Genomic DNA, 19,303 nt, shown 5'->3' on the forward strand with positions numbered 1-19,303 from the left:
CAATTCAGGTGTTGCTCCCGGTCCCCGGGGTCGGGAAGCGGCGCGCGAATTCCTCCTCATCGCCGGCGGCAAGCAGTTTCGCCTGCTCGATCCAGCGCTCACGCTCGATGCGGCCGTCGAAGTTCAACGTCTCCTCGATCCGCTTGACGTCGGCGGCCGTCCAGGCGGCGATTTGCGCATAGGTTGTGACTCCGAGCCCGTGTAGCAATCGCTCGTTGGCCGGACCGATGCCGATCAGGCGTCGCAGATTGCTGGCTTTGCCCACCGCCGCCTTTGTTGTCGCGGCTTTCTTTGCCGCTGGCGCAGCGCTCTTTGGTGCAGCACTCGTTGTCGATGCGGGAGGTTTTGGCGCACTTGCCGGCGACGCACTTGCCTGCGACGCACTCGTTTTCAATGCACTGGCCTTCGGCGCGGCTGCCGCCTTCGCGGCCGCCGGTTTCTTGGAAGTGGTCTTTGCTGGCCCGGTCTTTGCTGGCGCGGTCTTTGCTGACCCGGTCTTGGCGGGCGTCGTTTTGGCCGGCGTCGTATTAGCCGGCGCGGATGTCGCCATCAATGCCGGCGGTGCCGGGATTGCTGCCTTTGTCGCGCCGGTCTTGGTGCCTTGTGCCTCTCCCAACTGGCGCTCCAGGTCGGCGCGGGCGCCGCGGCATACTTCCAGCTCACGGGTGAGGCGGTCGGCGTCGGCGCGTACCCTGTCGCGCTCGCTGCGGGTGCGGTCCATGTCACCGCGCAGGCTGTCGAGATCGCCACGCGGGCGTCCCCAGATGAACCAGCCAGCCAACACACCTGCCAGGAACGCCAGGAGCATGTAGAAAAAAGTGCCCATTGTCTCTCTCCAGTCCGATCCATCTGCCGTGGCCTGGGACCTTGGCACAAGGACCATTCAATGGTGGCTCCGCTGCTCGCGGAACAGCCGGCTTAAATCGCGCTGTCGGCGACCGGCTTTCCTGCCATGGCCAACGGCGCTGTCGCAAATCGTCGAATCCCCGTGACCGGCCGAAGATTGGCCTAAGCCCGCGCCCGACTGAGCTTGAGGCGGGACGCTATCATACGGCTTCCGGAAAGCTAACGGAAAAATTCCACGGAGAGTTATTCAAGAACAGATATTTAGAGCAAGAATAGAATGGCCCCAATATGCATCGCGGCTAAACTGTTCTGTCGAACCTGGATGTTCAGCGCTGTGCGTCAATTGTCCAAAGCTTCGAGCTCGTCGATCAGCCCGCCGATCACGCCAAGTCCAATCTGCCAGAAAGCAGGATCGGTGGCATCAAGACCGAAGGGAGCCAGGAGCTCGGAATGATGCTTGGTGCCGCCGGCGCGCAGCATCGCAAAATATTTGTCCTGAAAGCCACGCTCTGCATTCTGATAGACCGCATAGAGCGAATTCACCAGGCAGTCGCCGAACGCATAGGCGTAGACGTAGAAAGGCGAATGGATGAAGTGTGGAATATAGCTCCAGAAGACCTCGTAACCCTCGCGCAGCTTGATCGCCGGCCCGAGGCTTTCCGCCTGCACCTCCAGCCAGAACTGGCCGAGTCTGTCCGATGTCAACTCGCCGTTTTTGCGCTCGGCATGCACCTTGCGCTCGAACTCGTAGAAAGCGATCTGGCGCACGACCGTGTTGATCATGTCCTCGACCTTCTGGGCAAGCATGGCCTTGCGCTCGCGCTTGTCGGTGGTCTGGTCCAGCAGCGAGCGGAACGTCAGCATCTCGCCGAAGACGGACGCCGTCTCGGCCAGTGTCAGCGGCGTCGAGGCCATCAGCGCGCCCTGGCCTGCGGCGAGCACCTGATGCACGCCGTGGCCAAGCTCATGCGCCAGCGTCATCACGTCGCGCGGCTTGCCCATGTAGTTGAGCAGGACATAGGGATGCGCCGACGGCACGGTCGGATGCGCGAATGCGCCCGGCGACTTGCCAGGCCTTACCGGCGCGTCGATCCAGTTGCGGTCGAAGAAAGCCCGGGCAATCTCCGCCATGTCAGGTGAAAAGCGCTGATAGGCGGAAAGCACCGTGTTCTTGGCCTCGTCCCAGCCGATGATCGCTTGCGGGGTTTCCGGCAACGGCGCGTTGCGGTCCCAGTGGTTCATCACTTCCATGCCGAGCCAGCGCGCCTTCATCGCGTAGTAGCGGTGTGACAGGCGGGGGTAAGCGTCACGAACGGCTGACGCCAGGGCATCCACCACGCTGCGCTCGACGCGGTTGGCGAGATGACGCGAATCGGCAATGTCGGCGAAGCCGCGCCAGCGGTCGGAAATCTCCTTGTCCTTGGCCAGCGTGTTGGTGATCAGCGTGAACGTGCGCAGATTCTTGCGGAAGGTTGCGGCCAGCGCTTCAGAAGCCCGGCGGCGCACCTCGCCATCGGCGTGCTGGAGGCGGTTCAGCGCCGGCTCCAGGGTCAGCTCTTCGCCATCGATGTCGAAGCGCAGATCGGTCCTCGTCTCGTCGAACAAGCGGTTCCAGGCGCCGCGTCCGGTAATCGACTTCTCGTGGAGAAGCTGCTCGACCCGGTCTTCGAGCTGGTAGGGTTTGTCCATGCGCAGATCAAGCACCCACGGCCGGTAGTGAGCGAAGGCAGGATCGGCAGCAAGCGCGGTTTCGATCGCGGCATCGTCGACAAGATTCAGTTCGAGCGCGAAAAACAGAAGATGCGCGCTGGCGTCGGTCATCTTCTCCTGAATGTCGCCATAGAGCTTGGCGCGCTGCGGATCCGCGGTGTTGCCGGCGTAGATCAGTCCGGCATAGGAGACGATCCGGCCAATCAGTTCCTCCAGCGCCTCATAGGCGGCAAGCGCCTCGCCCAGCCCGCCGCTGTCGGCACGCTCCGCCTCGGCGGCGAGCGTGCCTTTCCAGCGGCTCTCGAAGCTGATGGCATCGGCGAGCGCCTTGGCGATGTCGCGTTTCAGCTCGGGGGCGTCCATGCCGGAATAGAGATCGGCGAGATCCCATTCCGGCAGATCACCAAGCTCCGCCGCGCCCTGACCGGACGCCGCCGCCGCAAGCTGCCGACCAAAAACCATGCTCATTGCCGACACTTTCCAGATTGCAAGACCTGAGAGACCGTTTGGAAACTCTACTCTGGCGGCCATCTGATGGCGTTTTCTGCGCTTACCTACAGCGCCGCACGTCCTTGGGACGCGCAAAGGACGCTGTAGCACTTTTGGTTTTGCGTATGAACCTTTCCGAAAATCTTTCGGATTTTCGGGGTCATGCGCGGGCTCACGGACCAGCGCATGACCCTGGAAACCGATTTCGGTTTCCGGAAAGGATCATGCGCCAACCAAAGTGTTAGAGCGTCCTTTGCGCGTCCAATGGACGCGCGGCGCTCTAATGTCCGCTGCGCGCCGGTTCTCGAAACCACCACCATATGACTCGCCAGAGCGAATTTCGAAACAGTCTCTAAGCGGTCAGACCCAAAGATTCAAAGGGCCAAAGATTCAAAGAGGTGAGAAAGCCGGTCAAATCCTAAGGAATTCGTTCACCGGGTTTTTTGAAATCTTATTTAGAACCCTGTGCCAGGATGATCCATAGGGTTGGATTCCCCATTGGGTGGGCACAGTGGGGTGGGCATATTGGGCGAGCATCGTTGAACCAGTCATGACAGGTTCCATACTCATAGTCGATGACGATCCCGTGCAGCGCAGGCTGCTCGAGGCGGCGGTGACGAAATTCGGCCACAGCGCGATCATCACGGATGGCGGCGAGGCCGGTCTCGACGCGCTCGACGGGCCCAAGGCGCGCGACGTGTCGGTGGTCATCCTCGACCTCGTCATGCCGGGCCTCGACGGCATCGGCGTGCTGAAGGCGATGCGTGAGCGCGGCATCCAGGTTCCGGTCATCGTGCAAACCGCCCAGGGTGGCATCGAGACCGTCGTTTCGGCCATGCGTCACGGTGCTTTCGATTTCGTCGTCAAGCCGGCATCTCCCGACAGGCTGCAGGCATCGATCGGTAACGCGCTCAAAGTCGAGGCGGTCGAGGGGGAAGTGAAGCGCACGTCGCGGCGGCGCGGCGGCCATCTAACCTTCAAGGACATGATCACGCACAGCCCGGCGATGGACCGGGTGATCCGTCTCGGCCAGAAGGCGGCCGCGTCCAACATCCCGATCCTTATCGAGGGCGAATCCGGTGTCGGCAAGGAGTTGGTGGCGCGCGCCATCCAGGGCAGCGGCGATCGCCGCTCAAAACCGTTCGTCACCGTCAATTGCGGCGCCATCCCCGACAATCTGGTCGAATCGATCCTGTTCGGCCACGAGAAGGGCTCGTTCACCGGCGCCACCGAAAAACACACCGGCAAGTTCGTCGAGGCGCATTCGGGCACGCTCTTCCTCGACGAGATCGGCGACCTGCCGCTCGACGTGCAGGTCAAGCTGCTGCGCGCCGTGCAGGACGGTGAGGTCGATCCGGTCGGCGGGCGTTCGACCGTCAGGGTCGACATCAGGCTGATCTCGGCGACACACCGCAATCTTCTGCAGCAGGTCAAGGACGGTAAGTTCCGCGAGGATCTGTTCTACCGCCTGAACGTCTATCCGATCTTCGTGCCGCCGCTGCGCGACCGTCGCGACGACATTCCGTATTTGGTTGAGCATTTTCTGGACAAGGTTGCGCCCACCGGTCCACGTCATCGCCTGCACGGCATTTCGGCTGCGGCGCTCGCCATGCTGCAGGCCTACGACTGGCCGGGAAACATCCGCCAGCTGGAAAACGCCGTCTTCCGGGCCTCGGTGCTTTGCGAAGGCGATGTGCTGACGGAAGAGGAGTTTCCGCAGATCCGGGCGCAGGTCGAGGGCACCGTCAACCTCGATGCGCATGGCGCGTTGCCCGCGTTGCCTTTGGTCACCGAGCCGCTTGGCGAGGATAACGGCATCGCTGTAGCCGAGCTCGATCCGCCAGCCAGGCCGCAGCCTCGCTTCGGCACGCTGCGGGCGCTGGACGAACGCGGCAATGTGCGGGCGCTGGCCGAAGTCGAACTCGAAATGATCAAGCTCGCCATCGACCATTATAGCGGCCAGATGAGCGAAGTTGCCCGCCGCCTCGGCATCGGCCGCTCGACGCTCTACAGGAAGCTCAAGGAATATGGCATCGATCAGAATACGGGCCGTATCGACCGGCTTGCTTCTTGACAAGGCAAGTCTGGCTGACAAAGGCAGCCCGGACCAGCTTGCCAGCCCGGCATCAGGACAATCGACAGTCGTCGAATCGGGCGTGACGCGGTCGGGCGACGCGCTTGCCGGCAGTGATCACGCATTGAGGCGTCTGGTAACAGATCGTGTTCAGGCAAAGCCCAAAACATGATCTAAACCAGCAGTTTACCAAGAAACCCCGTGCAATATTTTTGACGGGATATCGCCACGGTGTTACCGCATTTCGGCTTCAATAAGCGATGATTAACCATTAGGATCGATATTCGGATGTGAACACCACCGCATCCGTTGGTCAAATCCGGGGACAAACGGCAGCCTGCAAGGCCTTTTGATTTGAACAAAGTCGAACGACACACAAACGGGCGGCACTATCACATGAGCGCCTGGCCGAGATGGCTGGCAGCGGTGATTCTCGCCTTTGGCTTCCTTACAGCGGCTGCGACCGGCGCCAGCGCCCAGACACGTTCGCTGAAACTCTACAACCTGCACACCAAAGAGAAGGCGGAGATCGTCTTCAAGCGCGGCGGCCGCTACGATCAGGCGGGTCTGAAAAAGATCAACGTCATCCTGCGCGACTGGCGCCGCAACGAGCCGACCAAGATGGATCCGCGCCTGCTCGACCTGGTCTGGGAGGCTTACCGGCAGAGCGGCGCCCGCGACTATATCCAGGTCGTGTGCGGTTATCGCTCGTCGTCGACGAACTCGATGCTGCGCAGCCGCAGCAGGGGCGTTGCCAAGAAAAGCCAGCATACGCTCGGCAAGGCCATGGACTTCTACATCCCCGGCGTGCCGCTGAAGAAACTGCGCGACATCGGTCTGCGGATGCAGGGCGGTGGCGTCGGTTATTATCCGAGGTCCGGCTCGCCCTTTGTCCACATGGATGTCGGCAATGTGCGGCACTGGCCTGGCATCAGCCGCCAGGAACTGGCGCGCGTGTTCCCCAACGGCAAGACGCTGCATGTGCCGAGCGACGGCGAGCCGCTGCCCGGCTATTCACAGGCGCTCGCCTCGTACAAGGCGCGCAAGGGCGCCGGCGCTCCCGCCATCGAAATGGCCAGCGCAGGTGGAGGTGCCAAAAGATCCGGCGGTCTGCTGGCGGCTTTCTTCGGCGGCGGTGAAGACGAGGCCGATGACAGCGCCGATGTGGTGGCCGCGCCAACGCCGAAGTCAACAAATGTGAAGCCGGCGAGCGTGAAGCTGGCGAACGCCAAGCCGGCGCCGGCCGCCAGGAACAGCAAGCTTCCGGGCATTGCCATCGTATCGCCTGAGGATGCGAAGCGCGCCGAGATTCCGCAAATCGCCGATGCGCCTGCTCCGGAACCGGAGGAGGACACGCCGGAGACGATCATCGCGGCGCTGCCGGCGCGCAGCGTGCCGCTGCCCGATTTCGCCCCGCGTCCGAAGGCCGATGTCGCTCAGCCGCCCGAAAACGTTCCGTTCGGCGTGGCGGATGCCACCGCCACCACCGAACAGGCGGTGACGACCGCGCAAGCGCCGGCGAACGCTCCCTTCGGCATGGCCGAACCGTCCGTTGTCGCCGATGCGGCGCAGGTTGCCGCCAACAACATTCCGTTGCCGAGCTGGCGCCCCAATCACTCGTTGCCGGCCGACCTTGCAGCGGCCGACCTTGCGCCGCAGGACAAGGCTGTGCTTCTGGCGCTGGCGGATACCGCCGGGCACGGCAAGACCGCTACCGATGTGTTCTCGGTGCTGCCGTCGGCTCGGCCCGATCTGGCCCAGCCCGAATTGGCCCAGCCTGACCAGGTCCAGTCTGCCGCAGTCCAGTCTGCCGCGGTCAAAGCCGTCCTCGAACGGGTCAGCGCAACCGACGAATACCAGGTCGCTTCGCTCTCCCAGCCAAGCGCGGTCCTCGGTGAGCTGGCGAAGGGCAATGCCGCATCGCCGCGTGAGGCTGTCTTTGCCCGCCCGGCTGGCTCCGATCCGGCCGCGGCGATCGGCACGGGTGTGAAGACCACCCGCAAGGCAGCCAGGGCAACCGCCCGTGACCTGAAGCCTGGTCCCAAGTCCGTGGTAGTCGCCGCAGAGCCGACGGCGGCGCGCTGGGCGTTGAACAGCGGCGAGAATGTCGCCACCGTCTCCAGCGCGACGACGGCGCAGCGCTACGCCTACAATATCGTGCACACGCCGCCAACCGAAGTCTATACCGTGGGCTTCCAGGCGGACGATCAGTTGGCCGACGCCAACCGGTTCACCGGCAATGCCGTCAAGTTCCTGTCGGTCGCCCGCTTCAGGACCGAGTAGCGGATCGACCAACCAATAAAAAAGCCGCGCCGGTAACCCGCGCGGCTTTTTTATGCATGTCGTTATCGCAAAACCGCTGCATGCCCTCGGGTCAGGCCCGAGGGCATGCTTTTGCGCGGCATGCAGCGGTCCGCTTGTGGTGAGAGTGTCTCTATCGCCCGAGCTTGCTCGCGGCGCGCGCCAGGGCTTCGATTTCGTCCCATTTGCCGGCCTTGACCAAATCGTCCGGCGCCACCCAGGAGCCGCCGACGCAGATGACGTTGGGCAGGCTCAGATAGTCGCTGGCGTTCTTGTCGGTGATGCCGCCGGTCGGGCAGAATTGGACATCGGCGAGCGGCGAGGCGAATGCCTTGAGCGAGGCGATGCCGCCCGACTGTTCTGCCGGGAAGAATTTCAGGAAGCGCAGGCCTGCCTCGCGGGCGGCCATGATCTCACCGGGCGTGATGGCGCCGGGCAGCAACGGAACGTCGCTGTCCTTCGCCGCCGCCAGAAGCTCGCGGGTGATGCCGGGGCTGACGATGAACTTCGATCCGGCTGCCGCCGCCTCGTCGAACTGGCGGGCGTCCAGAATGGTGCCGGCGCCGACGATGGCGTCCTCGACCTCGCTTGCCACGAGCCGGATCGCCTTGAGCGCATCAGCGGTCCGCAGCGTGATCTCGATCGCCGGCAGGCCGCCGCGCGCCAGCGCGCGCGCCAGCGGCACGGCATCGGCGAGATTGGCGATCTTCAGCACCGGGATAACCGGTTGGCCGTTGAGGAGCGACAGGAGCTTTTCGGTCTTGCTGGGCATTTGTCGTCTCTCCGGTATTGATCCGTACAATCGGTTAGCAGAAGGCCGGTTTTCTGTCCACGAAGCGAAGCGTGTCGCGATGTCCCGCGCTGCCGGCAAGTCCGTCAGACCGGCCGTCAAGGCCACCAAGGAGAGGCTGCTCCGCGCGCCGGCCTTGAATCGGCTTTCATGAGCGTTTAGTGGCTTCGGCGATGACACTGCCCAATCAACCCCTGCGCGTTGCCGCGCTCTACAGGTTTGCCCGGCTCGACGACTTTGAGGCGTTGCGCGCGCCGCTCGCCGCCTTTTGCTGCGGACGCGGTATCAAGGGCACGCTGCTGCTGGCGCATGAGGGCATCAACGGCACGGTCGCCGGCAGCGAAGCTGACATTGCCGCGCTCATCGATCATCTCGAATCCATCGAAGGTCTCGCCGGTCTCGAGGTCAAGTACAGCAGCGCCGCGCAGATGCCGTTTCACCGCATGAAGGTGCGGCTGAAGCGCGAGATCGTCACCATGGGTGTTGGGGATCTCCATCCGGCCGCAAGCGCCGGCACCTACGTCGCACCGGCCGACTGGAACGCGCTGATATCGGATGTGGACACGATCGTCATCGACACGCGCAACGCATACGAGGTATCGATCGGCACGTTCAAGGGAGCGGTCGACCCCGCGACAACGAGCTTTCGCGAATTCCCGACCTGGGTCGAGCAGCATCGGGCCGAACTCGTCGGCCGCAAGGTGGCCATGTTCTGCACCGGCGGCATACGCTGCGAGAAGGCAACGGCCTATGTGAAGTCGCTCGGCTTCGAGGATGTGTTCCATCTCAAGGGCGGTATCCTGAAATATCTCGAAGAGGTGCCCGCCGAGCAAAGCCTCTGGCAGGGCGAGTGCTTCGTCTTCGACGAACGCGTCTCGGTGTCGCACGGCTTGGTCGAGGGTGAGGCCGAACTTTGCCGCGCCTGCCGGCATCCGCTGACCGGGCAGGACCTGCTGTCGTCGAAATACGCCGCCGGCATCTCATGCCCGCATTGCTACGATGCCCGTTCCGACGAGGATCGCGCCCGCTACGCCGAGCGTCAACGCCAAGTCGAGCTGGCGCAAGCGCAAGGCAGGGCTCCGCACATTGGACGTTAAAGCGACGTGCGTCGGCTTGGACGCACAAAGTGCGCTCTAACACTTTGAATCCATAATCGTGCTTTCCGAAAATCGATTCCGATTTTCGGCCAACGCATTGGACAAGGCAGATCCTGACATCATCTCGTTTGTGCCGTCGCCGGCAAAGCGCCCATCCGTCATTGTAATGTCCATATGCGGGGCCTACCTGTTCAACGTCCGAAAACCTGCCCGGCGCTTTCGGCCGGCCAATTCTGGAGGCACTGATGTTCGATCCCAAGAAGCTCCTCAATGATCTGCTCGGCTCGCAAATTCCCGGAACCGGATCGACCGTGCGCGACAAAGGGGGCCAGGCGGTGCAAATGGCCAAGGACAATCCGCTGGCCGCTGGCGCGCTGGCCGCGGTGCTGCTCGGAACCGGCGCTGGCCGTCAGGTCGCCGGCACGGCGGTGAAGCTCGGCGGCCTGGCCGTCGTCGGCGGCCTCGCCTACAAGGCCTACCAGAACTACAAGAACGGCAAGGCGCCGGCTGAAACGCAAGTTGCCGGTGAACCGGAATTGCTGCCGCCGCCCGCCGACACCAGCTTTCATCCCTCGCAGGCGCCGCAAGGCGAGGACGAATTCACGCTGACGCTGGTGCGCGCGATGATTTCGGCGGCGAAGGCCGACGGCCATATCGACGACGACGAACGGCAAAAGATCGCCGGCAAGCTCAGTCTCGCGGGCATCGACTCCGACGCGGAGAAATTCCTGTTGTCGGAACTGGAAAGGCCGCTCGACCTGGATACGCTGGTCGCCGGCGCCCAAACCGACGCCCAGAAGCTCGAGCTCTACACCGCCTCGCGCCTCGCCATCGATCCGAATACACGTGCCGAACGCGGCTATCTCGATCTGCTCGCCGGCCGCCTCAGCTTGCCCGATGCACTGCTCGACCATGTCGAGGCGACGGTGTCGGCGGCAAAAGTGCCGGCGCCAGAGGTGCCGGAATCGGGCAAGGCAACCGCCAATTCGCGCTGGTAGGCTTCAGGGCCGCGGAGAGCGGGAATCCGGCGTGCTTTCGCGTTAATGTCTCGTTTACCCAGGAAGCGCATGATTTTAAGCAGTCGGATCGGCTTTCCTCCTCCCAGCCGGTTCAGATCAGGGCGGCCGCCAATGGCCGCCCTTTTTGTCGGAGCCGGTTAGCGCATGAGCCGAAATCGGAATCGATTTTTGCAGGCGATCATGCGCAAATTCAAAATTGCTCAAAATCACGGTGCTATCGCGTTCTTGCGGGCATGCGGCGCTGTAGGAGGACAGTTATGACAGACTACAAAACGGCCATCGTCACTGGCGCCGGCACGGGCATCGGCAAAGCCGTCGCCACGGCGCTGCTCAGGGCCGGCTGGAATACGGTGTTCTGCGGACGCCGCGAGCCGGTGCTGAACAAGGCAATCGCTGATGCCGGATCGACACAAGCCAAGGCGCTGGCAGTCGCCTGCGACATCAGCAAGGCCGACCAGGTCGACGATCTGTTCGAGACGGTGGCGGCGGCTTTCGGTCGTGTCGACCTGCTCTTCAACAATGCCGGCATGGGCTACAAGTCGACATTGATCGACGAGATCCCGGTCGAGGTGTGGAACGAAATTGTCGGGGTCAATCTCACCGGCTCGTTCCTGTGCGCCCGCGCTGCCTTCGGCGCCATGCGCAGGCAGCAGCCGATGGGCGGTCGCATCATCAACAACGGCTCGGTGTCTGCCTACGCGCCGCGTCCGGGCTCAGTGCCCTATACCGCGACCAAGCACGCCATTACCGGGCTGACCAAAACGCTGGCGCTGGACGGCCGGCCTTATGACATCGCCTGCGGCCAGATCGACATCGGCAACGCCTTGACCGACATGGCGCAGGCGATGACGGTCGGAGTACCGCAAGCCAATGGCTCCATCGCCGCCGAAGCGGTGATGGATGTCCAGCAGGTCGCCAATGCCGTCGTCCATATGGCCAGCCTGCCGCTCGACGCCAATGTGCTGTTCATGACCGTGATGGCGACGAAGATGCCGTATGTCGGGCGAGGGTGAGCGGCCGGTTCGCGTAAGCGAATTCATCGTGCCACTGGCACGATGAAAGGCCGGCGACGCCGGGGGACCCGGCCGGGCGACGTTCAATTTTGGCTAATGCATGTCGCGCAAGAGTGCGCAGCGGTTTTGCGAGAACGACATGCATAAAACAAGAACTAAAGCGCGTCGCATCCTTCAAACGCGATGCGCTTTAGGACTGCGTCACCGAAAGCGGCACGCCCGGAAGATATAGCGAGATAGGGCGGATTTCGTAGACGGCGGTCGGATTGACACGGCGAAAGTCGCGCGCAATCGCGATCGCGGCGTCGCGCGTGGCGCAGTCGACGACGTATAGTCCCAACAATTGCTCCTTGGTCTCGGCGAAGGGTCCGTCAATGACCATTCCGGCGCCCGGCCCGCGCAAGGTGCAGGCGTCTTGGGTCGCCCCGAGCCGCGCCGCCGGGCCGAGGCTGCCATCCCGGTAAAGCCGTTCGTGGATATTGAGCAGGTCGGTCATCAGCGCCGCGTCCTCCTCCGGCGTCAGCGCCGTGATCACTTCTTCCACGTGATAGGCAAGGATGGCATAGAACATCTGACATCTCCTTTCGTCGGTCGCGTACCCGCCCTCACTTGCCCAGAAACGCCTTGATCCGTTCCAGCGCGCGCAGGATGTTCTCTTCGGAATTGGCGTAGGACAGCCTCATATAGCCTTCACCGAGAACGCCGAAATCAGGTCCGCCGATCAGCGCCACGCCGGCATCCTCAAGCAAAGCCGAGGCGAGTTTCTTGGCCTTCCAACCAGTTTTTGAGACATTAGGGAAGGCATAGAAAGCGCCTTTCGGCGTGATGCAGGAAACGCCTGGTAAGGCGTTCAAGCCTTCGAGCACGACGTTCCTGCGGCGGTCGAAGGCGCGCATCATCTTGTCAACGTCGTCCTGCGGACCGTCGATGGCCGCGATGCCGGCATACTGGCTCGGCGCATTGACACAGGACCAGCAATTGACCGCCAGCTTGCGCACCTTGTCGTAGAGGTGGGCGCCCTTGTCGCCGTTCGGCCAGATCGACCAGCCCATGCGCCAGCCGGTCATCGCCCAGGTCTTCGACCAGCCGTTGAGCACGATCAACCGGTCGCGGATTTCGGGGAAATTGAGCAGCGAGAAGTGCGTCTCGCCGTCATAGGTCATCACGTCGTAGATCTCGTCGGAGAGGATGGCGACGTCCGGGTGCGCTTCCAGCCCCTTGACCAGCTTCTCGATCTCGGCGCGCGGGGTGACCCCGCCGGTCGGGTTGGCCGGCGAGTTGAGGATGAGCAGCCTGGTCTTCGGCGTGATCAGCGCCAGCGTCTCCTGCGCCGAGAAGGCAAAGCCGTTCTCCTCGCGTATCGGCACCGGAACCGGAGCAGCACCGGTGAACTCGATCATCGAGCGATAGATGGGAAAGCCGGGATCGGGATAGAGGATCTCGGCGCCCGGTTCGCCGAACATCAGGATCGCGGCGAACATGGTCGGCTTGCCGCCGGGCAGGATCATCACCGCCTCGGGCGACACCTCGACACCGGTTGTGGTCAGCGTGCGGCGCACCACCGCTTCGCGTGTCGCCAGCAGGCCGTTGGCCGGCGTATAGCCGTGGTGGCCGTCACGCAGCGCCTTGATTGCGGCTTCGACGATGGGCTGCGGCGTCTTGAAGTCGGGCTGGCCGATGCCGAGATTGACGATATCGCGGCCCTGATGGGCGAGCGCGGTGGCACGAGCCAGCACCGCAAAGGCGTTTTCCTCGCCGAGACGATCGAAGGCCGAAATCGTGTGGAGCATTTTTCCCGTCCCTGTGGTTCTTTCACCGAGCGAGCGTTTTTGTGAGCGTCCTTTCGCAAAGTCAAACGGATTGGAGCTTTGGGTGTCGGAAAATCTCAAGAATTGGCAACCGCGCCCGCGGCCGGAACGCAAGGTGCTTGAAGGGCGCACTGTCAGGCTTGAGCCGCTGACCTCCGAAAAGCATGGCGACGGCCTGTTCGAGGCGTCGTCGGTGCCTGATGCCGACGGCCGCTTCGCTTGGCTGCCCGATTATCCGCCGCAGACCCGCGCCGCCTTGCAGCCGTGGCTGGACAAGGCCGAAGCCAGCGAGGACCCGCTGTTCTTCACCGTCATCGACAAGGCCAGCGGCAAGGTCGCCGGACGACAGACGCTGATGCGCATCGACCCTGCCTATGGCGTGATCGAGATCGGCAACATCTATTGGGGTCCGCTGATCTCGCGCAAGCCGGCGGCGACGGAAGCGCAATTCCTGTTCATGAAATACCTCTTCGAGCTTGGCTATCGCCGCTACGAATGGAAATGCAACAACCGCAACGAGCCGTCGAAGCGCGCGGCGGAGCGTTTCGGCTTCAAGTTCGAGGGCGTTTTCCGGCAGCATCTTGTGGTCAAGGGCGAAAACCGCGATACCGCGTGGTACTCGATCATCGACAAGGAGTGGCCGGCACTGCGTAGAGCCTATGAGGCATGGCTCGATCCGGGCAATTTCGACGGCGACGGCCGGCAGAAGCGACGGCTCGAGGATTTCCGCGCCGAGTTCGGCGCCTGACCATGACCCAGGACCACGATCCCGAAAAGTGAAGGCGAGTTTTCGGGCAAGATCGTGGTCAAACCAGAAGGACCATGATCCCGAAAAGTGGAAGCCGGTTTTCGGGCAAAGATCATGGTCAAACAAGAACACAGAGCCTCCGTCCGGATTCTGCCGGGATGGATCAGTTCTGACAGGAGTTCGCAGGTGGCGCATACCCACGACCATGGTTCGCAAGGGCATGACCGCAGCCACGGCGCCGGTCATGTGCACGGCTCGACCGACAAGAAACGCGTGCTGATCGCCGCCTGCCTGACCGCGGGCTTCATGATCGTAGAAGCGCTTGGCGGTCTCTTGACGGGATCGCTGGCGCTGCTGGCGGATGCTGGCCACATGCTCGCCGACAGCATCGCGCTCGGCCTTGCCTGGTATGCTTTTCATCTGGCCGGCCGGCCGGCCACCGTTCGCCTCACCTACGGTTTCGGCCGGGTCAAGACGCTGGTCGCCTATACCAACGGCATCGCCATCTTCGCCATTGCGCTGTGGATCATCTATGAGGCCTGGGAACGCCTGCTGACACCTGCGCCCGTGCTCGGCGGGCCGATGCTGATCGTTGCGATCGCCGGCCTGCTGGTCAATATCGGCTGCTTCTTCGTGCTGCATGGCGGTGACCGCGACAGCCTCAACATGCGCGGTGCCATCCTGCACGTGCTCGGCGATCTGCTTGGCTCGGCGGCGGCGATCATCGCTGCGCTGATTATCCTGGCGACAGGCTGGACGCCTATCGATCCGATCCTGTCCGTCCTTGTCTCGCTGCTGATCCTGTCCACCGCCTGGTCGCTGATACGCGAAGCAGCCCACGTCCTGCTCGAAGGTGTGCCGGCGAGCCTCGATCGCGACCTGATCGCCAGGGACATAGAAGGGGCGGTGAACGGCGTGCGCGAGGTGCATCACATGCATGTCTGGTCGCTTGACGGGTCAAGCAACATGGCGACCTTGCATGCTTGCCTCAACGATGGCGTCGATGCCCACAATGCGGTCAGCGCCATCAAGAAGCGGCTTGCCGCGCATGGCATTGCCCACGCCACCGTAGAACCGGAATTCGGCCATTGCGCCGATGATAAGCACGATGGCGAGCACGACCATGCGCATGATGCGGCTCCGCATCATCGCCACTATCACTGATCCCAGGAGTTCCATGGCATGGTAACGAAGTTGACAAATCCCCGGCGTGTCAGGGCCGCGTGATGGATCGTGACACGCGCAATGCGGCGATCGGCGCACTGTGGGTGCTGCTGCTGTTCGGCATCGCCGCCTACTATTTGCCAACCGTGATGCTGGCAGTCGGCCGCGTGTCGACCATTCTTGCCGCTATTATTGCCGCTGTCTTCATGGTGGCCATTTTCGTCGTGTTTTGGTTGCGTGGCCGCAGCCAGCGCAAAAAGGATCATTGATATGCGTGTTTTGATTACCGGCGCGGCAGGCATGGTCGGCCGCAAGCTCATCGCCCGGCTGGCGAAGCATGGAACGCTCAGCGGCCGGAAGGTCGCCGCGCTCGACCTTCATGACATCGTGCCGCCGCAGGCGCCGACACTGGATGGCGTCGACGTCGCCATCCATACAGGCGATCTTGCCGCGGCGAGCGCGATGGAACGGCTGGTCGCGTCGCGCCCAGACGTGATCTTTCATCTCGCCGGCGTCGTGTCGGGCGAGGCGGAGGCCAATTTCGATCTCGGCTATCGCGTCAATCTCGACGGCACAAGGGCGCTGTTCGATGCCATAAGACTGGCGGGGTTTGCGCCGCGCGTCGTCTTCACCTCGTCGATCGCCGTGTTCGGCGCACCGTTTCCGGACATTATATCAGACGAATTCCACCCGACGCCGTTGACCTCCTACGGCACGCAGAAGCTGATGGGCGAAGCATTGCTCGCCGATTATACGCGGCGCGGCTTCTTCGATGGCATCGGCATCAGGCTGCCGACCATCTGCGTCAGGCCGGGCAAGCCCAACAAGGCGGCTTCGGGCTTTTTCTCCGGCATCATCCGCGAGCCGTTGAGCGGCCAGGAAGCAATATTGCCGGTGCCGCGCTCCGTCGTGCACACCCACGCCAGCCCGCGCTCGGCGGTGAATTTTTTGATCCACGCCGCAGGGATCGACGGCAGCGCCGTCGGGCCGCGCCGCAATCTGACGATGCCCGGTATCGCCGTCACGGTCGGTGAGCAGATCGAGGCCTTGGAACGCATCGCCGGCGCCAAGGCGGTGAAACTGATCCGCGAGGAGCCCGACGATACGATCTGGGCGATCGTCAAGGGCTGGCCGACACGGTTTGAGGCGCGGCGGTCGAGGGAGCTTGGCTTTGCCGCCGAAACCAGCTTCGACGACATCATCCGCGCCCATATCGAGGACGAGCTGGACGGGAAGATCGCAGGTTAGGTGTCGATATTCGGGGCCAGCGGCAACACACAAATTGTCGACCTCGGCGCTGCTCCTCACCTGCCTGCCGGCATCCTCTCCCCGTAAACGGGGCGAGGGGGCTGGCCGCAACGTTGGCGATCCCCCTCTCCAGAGAGTAAGGGTGAGGGGCAGCGCCGACGCCCGGTAGGGTGAAGGGACTGCTTCATCGGCCAGTCAGGCTCGCCGACAACAACAGCAACCCAAACAAAAAGACGAAGGCTGCGCCGCCGATCTCAACGATCGAGTGGATGCGGTTGCCCATGCGGCCGTCGCCAGCGAAATACACCGCCCAGTTCTTGGCCGTCACCGCCAGCGTCGCCAGGATCGAGACGGTGATCGCGGTGCCGAGTGCCATCGCCAGCACCGACAGAATGCCGCCGAACCACAGCCCGTTGAGCATGGCAAAGCTCAGCACGATCAGCGCGCCCGAGCAGGGGCGGATACCGACCGCAGCCACCGCCGACCAGGCGGTGCGCCAGTCGAAGCGGTCGCCGGAAAGCAGCGCCGGGTCGGGCGCGTGTGAATGTCCGCACGTCTCGCAGACCTCGCCCGCCGCATGGTGATGGTGCCCGCCATGGTGATGGTGCCCGCCATGGTGATGGTGCCCGCCATGGTCATGGTCGTGTGCGCAATGATCATGGCTATCGTGGCCCTCATGGCCATGTGCGTGAGGCGCATGCACTGAATGTGCATGTACAGGATGGCCTGTTTGCGAATGGCCGGCATGGGCCGCCGAGAGGCTGTAGGCAGGGTTCGCGCCGAACAGGCGAAGGATGGCAGGGCCGGCCTTGCGCCACAAAAGCCAGGCGCCGAACAGGGTGACAAAGACAAAACTCGTGACTTCGAGGAACCATGCCGCGTCAGTCATCGATATGGTGGTGCCGCGCAGGACGAAGTAGGCGAGCATCATCACAAGGATCGCCGTCAGCGCCTGCAACAGGGCCGAGACGAAGGACAGCATGATGCCGCGCCTGAGCGCGACTTCGTTCGCGACCATGTAGGACGAGATCACCGCCTTGCCGTGACCGGGGCCGGCGGCATGGAAAATGCCGTAGGCGAAGGACAGGCCGATAAGCAGCCACAGCTTGCTGCCGTCCTCACGCATCGCCTTCATCGCACCGGCAAGCGCGCGGTAGAATTCCTGCTGACGCAGATTGATCCACATCAGGATCTGGGCGAACGGGCCGGTGGTGGGAGCCATCCCGTCATTGGTGCCGATGCCGAGCGAGCTCTGGGCGTGGGCGGAGCCGAGGACGTGCGCCATCACAAGGGCGGCGGCCAAGAGCCCGAAAGCCAAACGCAGGGACGGTTTCGTCACCGGATTATCCTTTTGGCTGACAGTTCAGTTCAAGCTTGGTCGCAAATATCTTGCTCATATCGGTGCCTGTCGGATCGTTGAAGAAGGCATCCGTCAGGTTCTTCTGGTTCGCGGCGATCGCCTCGTCGGGGTTCGGACGAACGACCTTGCTCGTGCATGTCGACGGCAAGTCGGCGACCTGCATATTGGCATCCTCGGTGAATTCGATCGCCGTGTAGAAGGTCGGGTCATAGACGCCGATATCGATCTTGCCGGCCAGCCTGGTCGGCGCCTTGGGTTCGGATTCGAATAGGATAATGAGCTGGTCGTTGTCGAAATTCGCCATCAGCTGCGGCGGCGGGCTCATCGCCTCATCCTTGCCGTCGACGGTGACGAGCTGGAAGTAATTGAACTCCGCCAGCGAAGCATGGACGGTGTCGGCGACTTCCTTCAGCTCCTTGTCGTCGAGCTTCAGGTCGGAATTCTTGTCGAACTCCATCATCACCGTGCTCGAAAACAAATCGTCGAAGCGCCAGACATGGCGCAAGGCCTTCACACTTTGGTGATCCGGGCTGAGGATCACTTCGAGGCGAGCCTCGGCGAAGACGTGGGGATGCACGTCGGCTGGCCCGACCGTGGCAAATGTCGCCGCCATGGCCGAAGCCATCATGATTGCTTGCCGCTTCAGGTTCATTCTGGGTGGTGATTCCATCGACTTCGGTGACTGTCGAGAGTTACCAGAAAGCGGGCGAAAATGGGACCCCGGGCGGCTAAAAGCTCATGCATTGTCAATCGACTTGAACCACTGCACCAGGAAATCGACAAAGACGCGAACTTTCGCAGGCAAATAGCGCCGGTGCGGATAGACGGCGAAAATGCCGCCACCCGGCAGGATGCGGTCATCCAGCACGGTCACCAGCCGGCCACTGTCGATATCGGGCGCGGCGATGAAATCCGGCAGGACGGAAAATCCCAATCCCGCCACGGCGGCGGCTCTTGCCGCCATCGGACTGTTGACCTCGATCGGACCGGAGACCGAAACGGTCACCGTGTCGCCGCTGTCGCCCTTGAACGGCCAGTTGGTCAGCCAGCGGCCATTGGTGTCGATGATGCAGGGCATGCGGCCAAGGTCCTGCGGCCGCGCCGGCATGCCGTGCCTGGCGATCAGCTCGGGAGATGCGCACAGCCGCACCGAGAACGGCGCCAGGCGCCTGGCAATCAGCGAGGAGCTTTCCAGCCGCGAAATGCGCACGGCGAGATCGAAACCTTCCTCGACCAGATCGACGAAGCGGTCATCGAGATGAATGTCGAGCACGATGTCGGGATGCTGCTTGGCGAAGTCGATCAGCGATAGGCCGATCGGCGCATCGGCGAAGGTGCGCGGCGCCGACAGCTTGATCCTGCCGCGCACGTCGCCGGAGGATTCGCGCACCGCATCGGCCAGGCTGTCGACCTCGCGGACGATTTCCGAGGCGCGGCGGTAGTAGGTGTGGCCGGCCTCGGTCAGCGAGAACTGCCGGGTGGTGCGGTTAAGCAGCAGCGCGCCGAGCTCGTCCTCCAACTCGCGCACATATTTCGACAGCAGTGCCTTGGAGCGGCCGATCTTGCGCGCCGCTGCCGAAAATCCTTCGGCCTCGACGACGTCGATGAAGGCGCGCATGCGGGTCAGCGTATCCAT

17 protein-coding genes are annotated in these 19,303 nt (G+C 63.0%); 9 read left to right on the forward strand and 8 right to left on the reverse strand.

Translation table 11 applies throughout. The features are described from left to right. Positions 1-4: 4 nt before the first annotated feature. Both AC0L15_RS05655 and AC0L15_RS05660 read right to left on the reverse strand, forming a co-directional pair. On the reverse strand, positions 5-826 hold the full coding sequence (locus AC0L15_RS05655) for a proton-conducting membrane transporter (RefSeq protein WP_473495989.1): 822 nt from the start codon (positions 824-826) through the stop codon (positions 5-7). Between the two features lie 359 nt (positions 827-1,185). Next, positions 1,186-3,024, reverse strand: coding sequence for a M3 family oligoendopeptidase (locus AC0L15_RS05660; protein ID WP_287246104.1), 1,839 nt, complete (start codon positions 3,022-3,024; stop codon positions 1,186-1,188). Between the two features lie 571 nt (positions 3,025-3,595). On the opposite strand from AC0L15_RS05660, the gene AC0L15_RS05665 reads away from it, so the two are divergent. Continuing rightward, positions 3,596-5,119: a sigma-54-dependent transcriptional regulator gene (locus AC0L15_RS05665; RefSeq protein WP_287246106.1), complete on the forward strand. Its 1,524-nt coding sequence runs from the start codon at positions 3,596-3,598 to the stop codon at positions 5,117-5,119. Positions 5,120-5,515: 396 nt separating this feature from the next. Next, entirely contained in the window at positions 5,516-7,402 is a 1,887-nt protein-coding gene (mepK, locus tag AC0L15_RS05670) for a peptidoglycan L,D-endopeptidase MepK (RefSeq protein ID WP_287246108.1), read from the forward strand. A 151-nt stretch (positions 7,403-7,553) separates the two neighbouring features. On the opposite strand, the gene AC0L15_RS05675 is transcribed toward mepK, so the two are convergent. Then, complete coding sequence (locus AC0L15_RS05675) at positions 7,554-8,192, reverse strand: 2-dehydro-3-deoxy-phosphogluconate aldolase (RefSeq protein ID WP_287246109.1); 639 nt, start codon at positions 8,190-8,192, stop codon at positions 7,554-7,556. Positions 8,193-8,383: 191 nt separating this feature from the next. Here AC0L15_RS05675 and trhO point away from each other — a divergent pair, with 191 nt between their 5' ends. From trhO to AC0L15_RS05690, 3 genes are all read left to right on the forward strand, one after another. Next, complete coding sequence (trhO, locus tag AC0L15_RS05680) at positions 8,384-9,307, forward strand: oxygen-dependent tRNA uridine(34) hydroxylase TrhO (protein ID WP_287246110.1); 924 nt, start codon at positions 8,384-8,386, stop codon at positions 9,305-9,307. 245 nt (positions 9,308-9,552) lie between these two features. After that, positions 9,553-10,305, forward strand: coding sequence for a tellurite resistance TerB family protein (locus AC0L15_RS05685; protein ID WP_287246112.1), 753 nt, complete (start codon positions 9,553-9,555; stop codon positions 10,303-10,305). Between the two features lie 278 nt (positions 10,306-10,583). Then, positions 10,584-11,339, forward strand: a complete 756-nt coding sequence (locus AC0L15_RS05690; RefSeq protein ID WP_287246114.1) for an SDR family oxidoreductase — start codon at positions 10,584-10,586, stop codon at positions 11,337-11,339. 190 nt (positions 11,340-11,529) lie between these two features. Here AC0L15_RS05690 and AC0L15_RS05695 read toward each other — a convergent pair whose 3' ends face one another. After that, positions 11,530-11,910, reverse strand: coding sequence for a YciI family protein (locus AC0L15_RS05695; RefSeq protein ID WP_287246116.1), 381 nt, complete (start codon positions 11,908-11,910; stop codon positions 11,530-11,532). 34 nt (positions 11,911-11,944) lie between these two features. Further along, complete coding sequence (locus AC0L15_RS05700; protein ID WP_287246118.1) at positions 11,945-13,129, reverse strand: pyridoxal phosphate-dependent aminotransferase; 1,185 nt, start codon at positions 13,127-13,129, stop codon at positions 11,945-11,947. A gap of 82 nt (positions 13,130-13,211) precedes the next feature. Between AC0L15_RS05700 and AC0L15_RS05705 the strand changes: the two genes are divergently transcribed. The 4 genes from AC0L15_RS05705 to denD all read left to right on the forward strand — a co-directional run bounded on the left by AC0L15_RS05705 (position 13,212) and on the right by denD (position 16,307). After that, positions 13,212-13,895 (forward strand): GNAT family N-acetyltransferase, encoded by a 684-nt coding sequence (locus tag AC0L15_RS05705; RefSeq protein WP_473495990.1) that lies wholly within the window; start codon positions 13,212-13,214, stop codon positions 13,893-13,895. 186 nt (positions 13,896-14,081) lie between these two features. Next, positions 14,082-15,059: a cation diffusion facilitator family transporter gene (locus tag AC0L15_RS05710; RefSeq protein WP_287325147.1), complete on the forward strand. Its 978-nt coding sequence runs from the start codon at positions 14,082-14,084 to the stop codon at positions 15,057-15,059. A 62-nt stretch (positions 15,060-15,121) separates the two neighbouring features. Continuing rightward, entirely contained in the window at positions 15,122-15,328 is a 207-nt protein-coding gene (locus tag AC0L15_RS05715) for a hypothetical protein (RefSeq protein ID WP_027153224.1), read from the forward strand. Position 15,329: 1 nt separating this feature from the next. Next, positions 15,330-16,307, forward strand: coding sequence for a D-erythronate dehydrogenase (denD, locus tag AC0L15_RS05720; protein ID WP_473495991.1), 978 nt, complete (start codon positions 15,330-15,332; stop codon positions 16,305-16,307). Between the two features lie 184 nt (positions 16,308-16,491). Here the strand turns inward: denD and AC0L15_RS05725 are convergent, their stop codons facing one another. From AC0L15_RS05725 to AC0L15_RS05735, 3 genes are all read right to left on the reverse strand, one after another. Continuing rightward, a complete protein-coding gene (locus AC0L15_RS05725) occupies positions 16,492-17,646 on the reverse strand; it encodes a nickel/cobalt transporter (RefSeq protein WP_473495992.1) in 1,155 nt (384 codons plus the stop codon). 4 nt (positions 17,647-17,650) lie between these two features. Next, the gene (locus tag AC0L15_RS05730; RefSeq protein ID WP_287246127.1) at positions 17,651-18,319 is read right to left on the reverse strand and encodes a DUF1007 family protein; all 669 of its coding nucleotides are present in this window, start codon (positions 18,317-18,319) and stop codon (positions 17,651-17,653) included. An 84-nt stretch (positions 18,320-18,403) separates the two neighbouring features. Then, positions 18,404-19,303: a LysR family transcriptional regulator gene (locus tag AC0L15_RS05735; RefSeq protein WP_287246128.1), complete on the reverse strand. Its 900-nt coding sequence runs from the start codon at positions 19,301-19,303 to the stop codon at positions 18,404-18,406.

The organism is Mesorhizobium sp. WSM4846, assembly GCF_055811415.1.

Excerpts from the sequence above, each read along its gene's own strand:
- AC0L15_RS05655 (WP_473495989.1), bottom strand. The coding sequence starts at position 826 with ATGGGCACTTTTTTCTACATGCTCCTGGCGTTCCTGGCAGGTGTGTTG.
- AC0L15_RS05660 (WP_287246104.1), bottom strand. The coding sequence starts at position 3,024 with ATGAGCATGGTTTTTGGTCGGCAGCTTGCGGCGGCGGCGTCCGGTCAG.
- AC0L15_RS05665 (WP_287246106.1), top strand. The coding sequence starts at position 3,596 with ATGACAGGTTCCATACTCATAGTCGATGACGATCCCGTGCAGCGCAGG.
- mepK (WP_287246108.1), top strand. The coding sequence starts at position 5,516 with ATGAGCGCCTGGCCGAGATGGCTGGCAGCGGTGATTCTCGCCTTTGGC.
- AC0L15_RS05675 (WP_287246109.1), bottom strand. The coding sequence starts at position 8,192 with ATGCCCAGCAAGACCGAAAAGCTCCTGTCGCTCCTCAACGGCCAACCG.
- trhO (WP_287246110.1), top strand. The coding sequence starts at position 8,384 with ATGACACTGCCCAATCAACCCCTGCGCGTTGCCGCGCTCTACAGGTTT.
- AC0L15_RS05685 (WP_287246112.1), top strand. The coding sequence starts at position 9,553 with ATGTTCGATCCCAAGAAGCTCCTCAATGATCTGCTCGGCTCGCAAATT.
- AC0L15_RS05690 (WP_287246114.1), top strand. The coding sequence starts at position 10,584 with ATGACAGACTACAAAACGGCCATCGTCACTGGCGCCGGCACGGGCATC.
- AC0L15_RS05695 (WP_287246116.1), bottom strand. The coding sequence starts at position 11,910 with ATGTTCTATGCCATCCTTGCCTATCACGTGGAAGAAGTGATCACGGCG.
- AC0L15_RS05700 (WP_287246118.1), bottom strand. The coding sequence starts at position 13,129 with ATGCTCCACACGATTTCGGCCTTCGATCGTCTCGGCGAGGAAAACGCC.
- AC0L15_RS05715 (WP_027153224.1), top strand. The coding sequence starts at position 15,122 with ATGGATCGTGACACGCGCAATGCGGCGATCGGCGCACTGTGGGTGCTG.
- denD (WP_473495991.1), top strand. The coding sequence starts at position 15,330 with ATGCGTGTTTTGATTACCGGCGCGGCAGGCATGGTCGGCCGCAAGCTC.
- AC0L15_RS05730 (WP_287246127.1), bottom strand. The coding sequence starts at position 18,319 with ATGAACCTGAAGCGGCAAGCAATCATGATGGCTTCGGCCATGGCGGCG.
- AC0L15_RS05735 (WP_287246128.1), bottom strand. The coding sequence starts at position 19,303 with ATGGATACGCTGACCCGCATGCGCGCCTTCATCGACGTCGTCGAGGCC.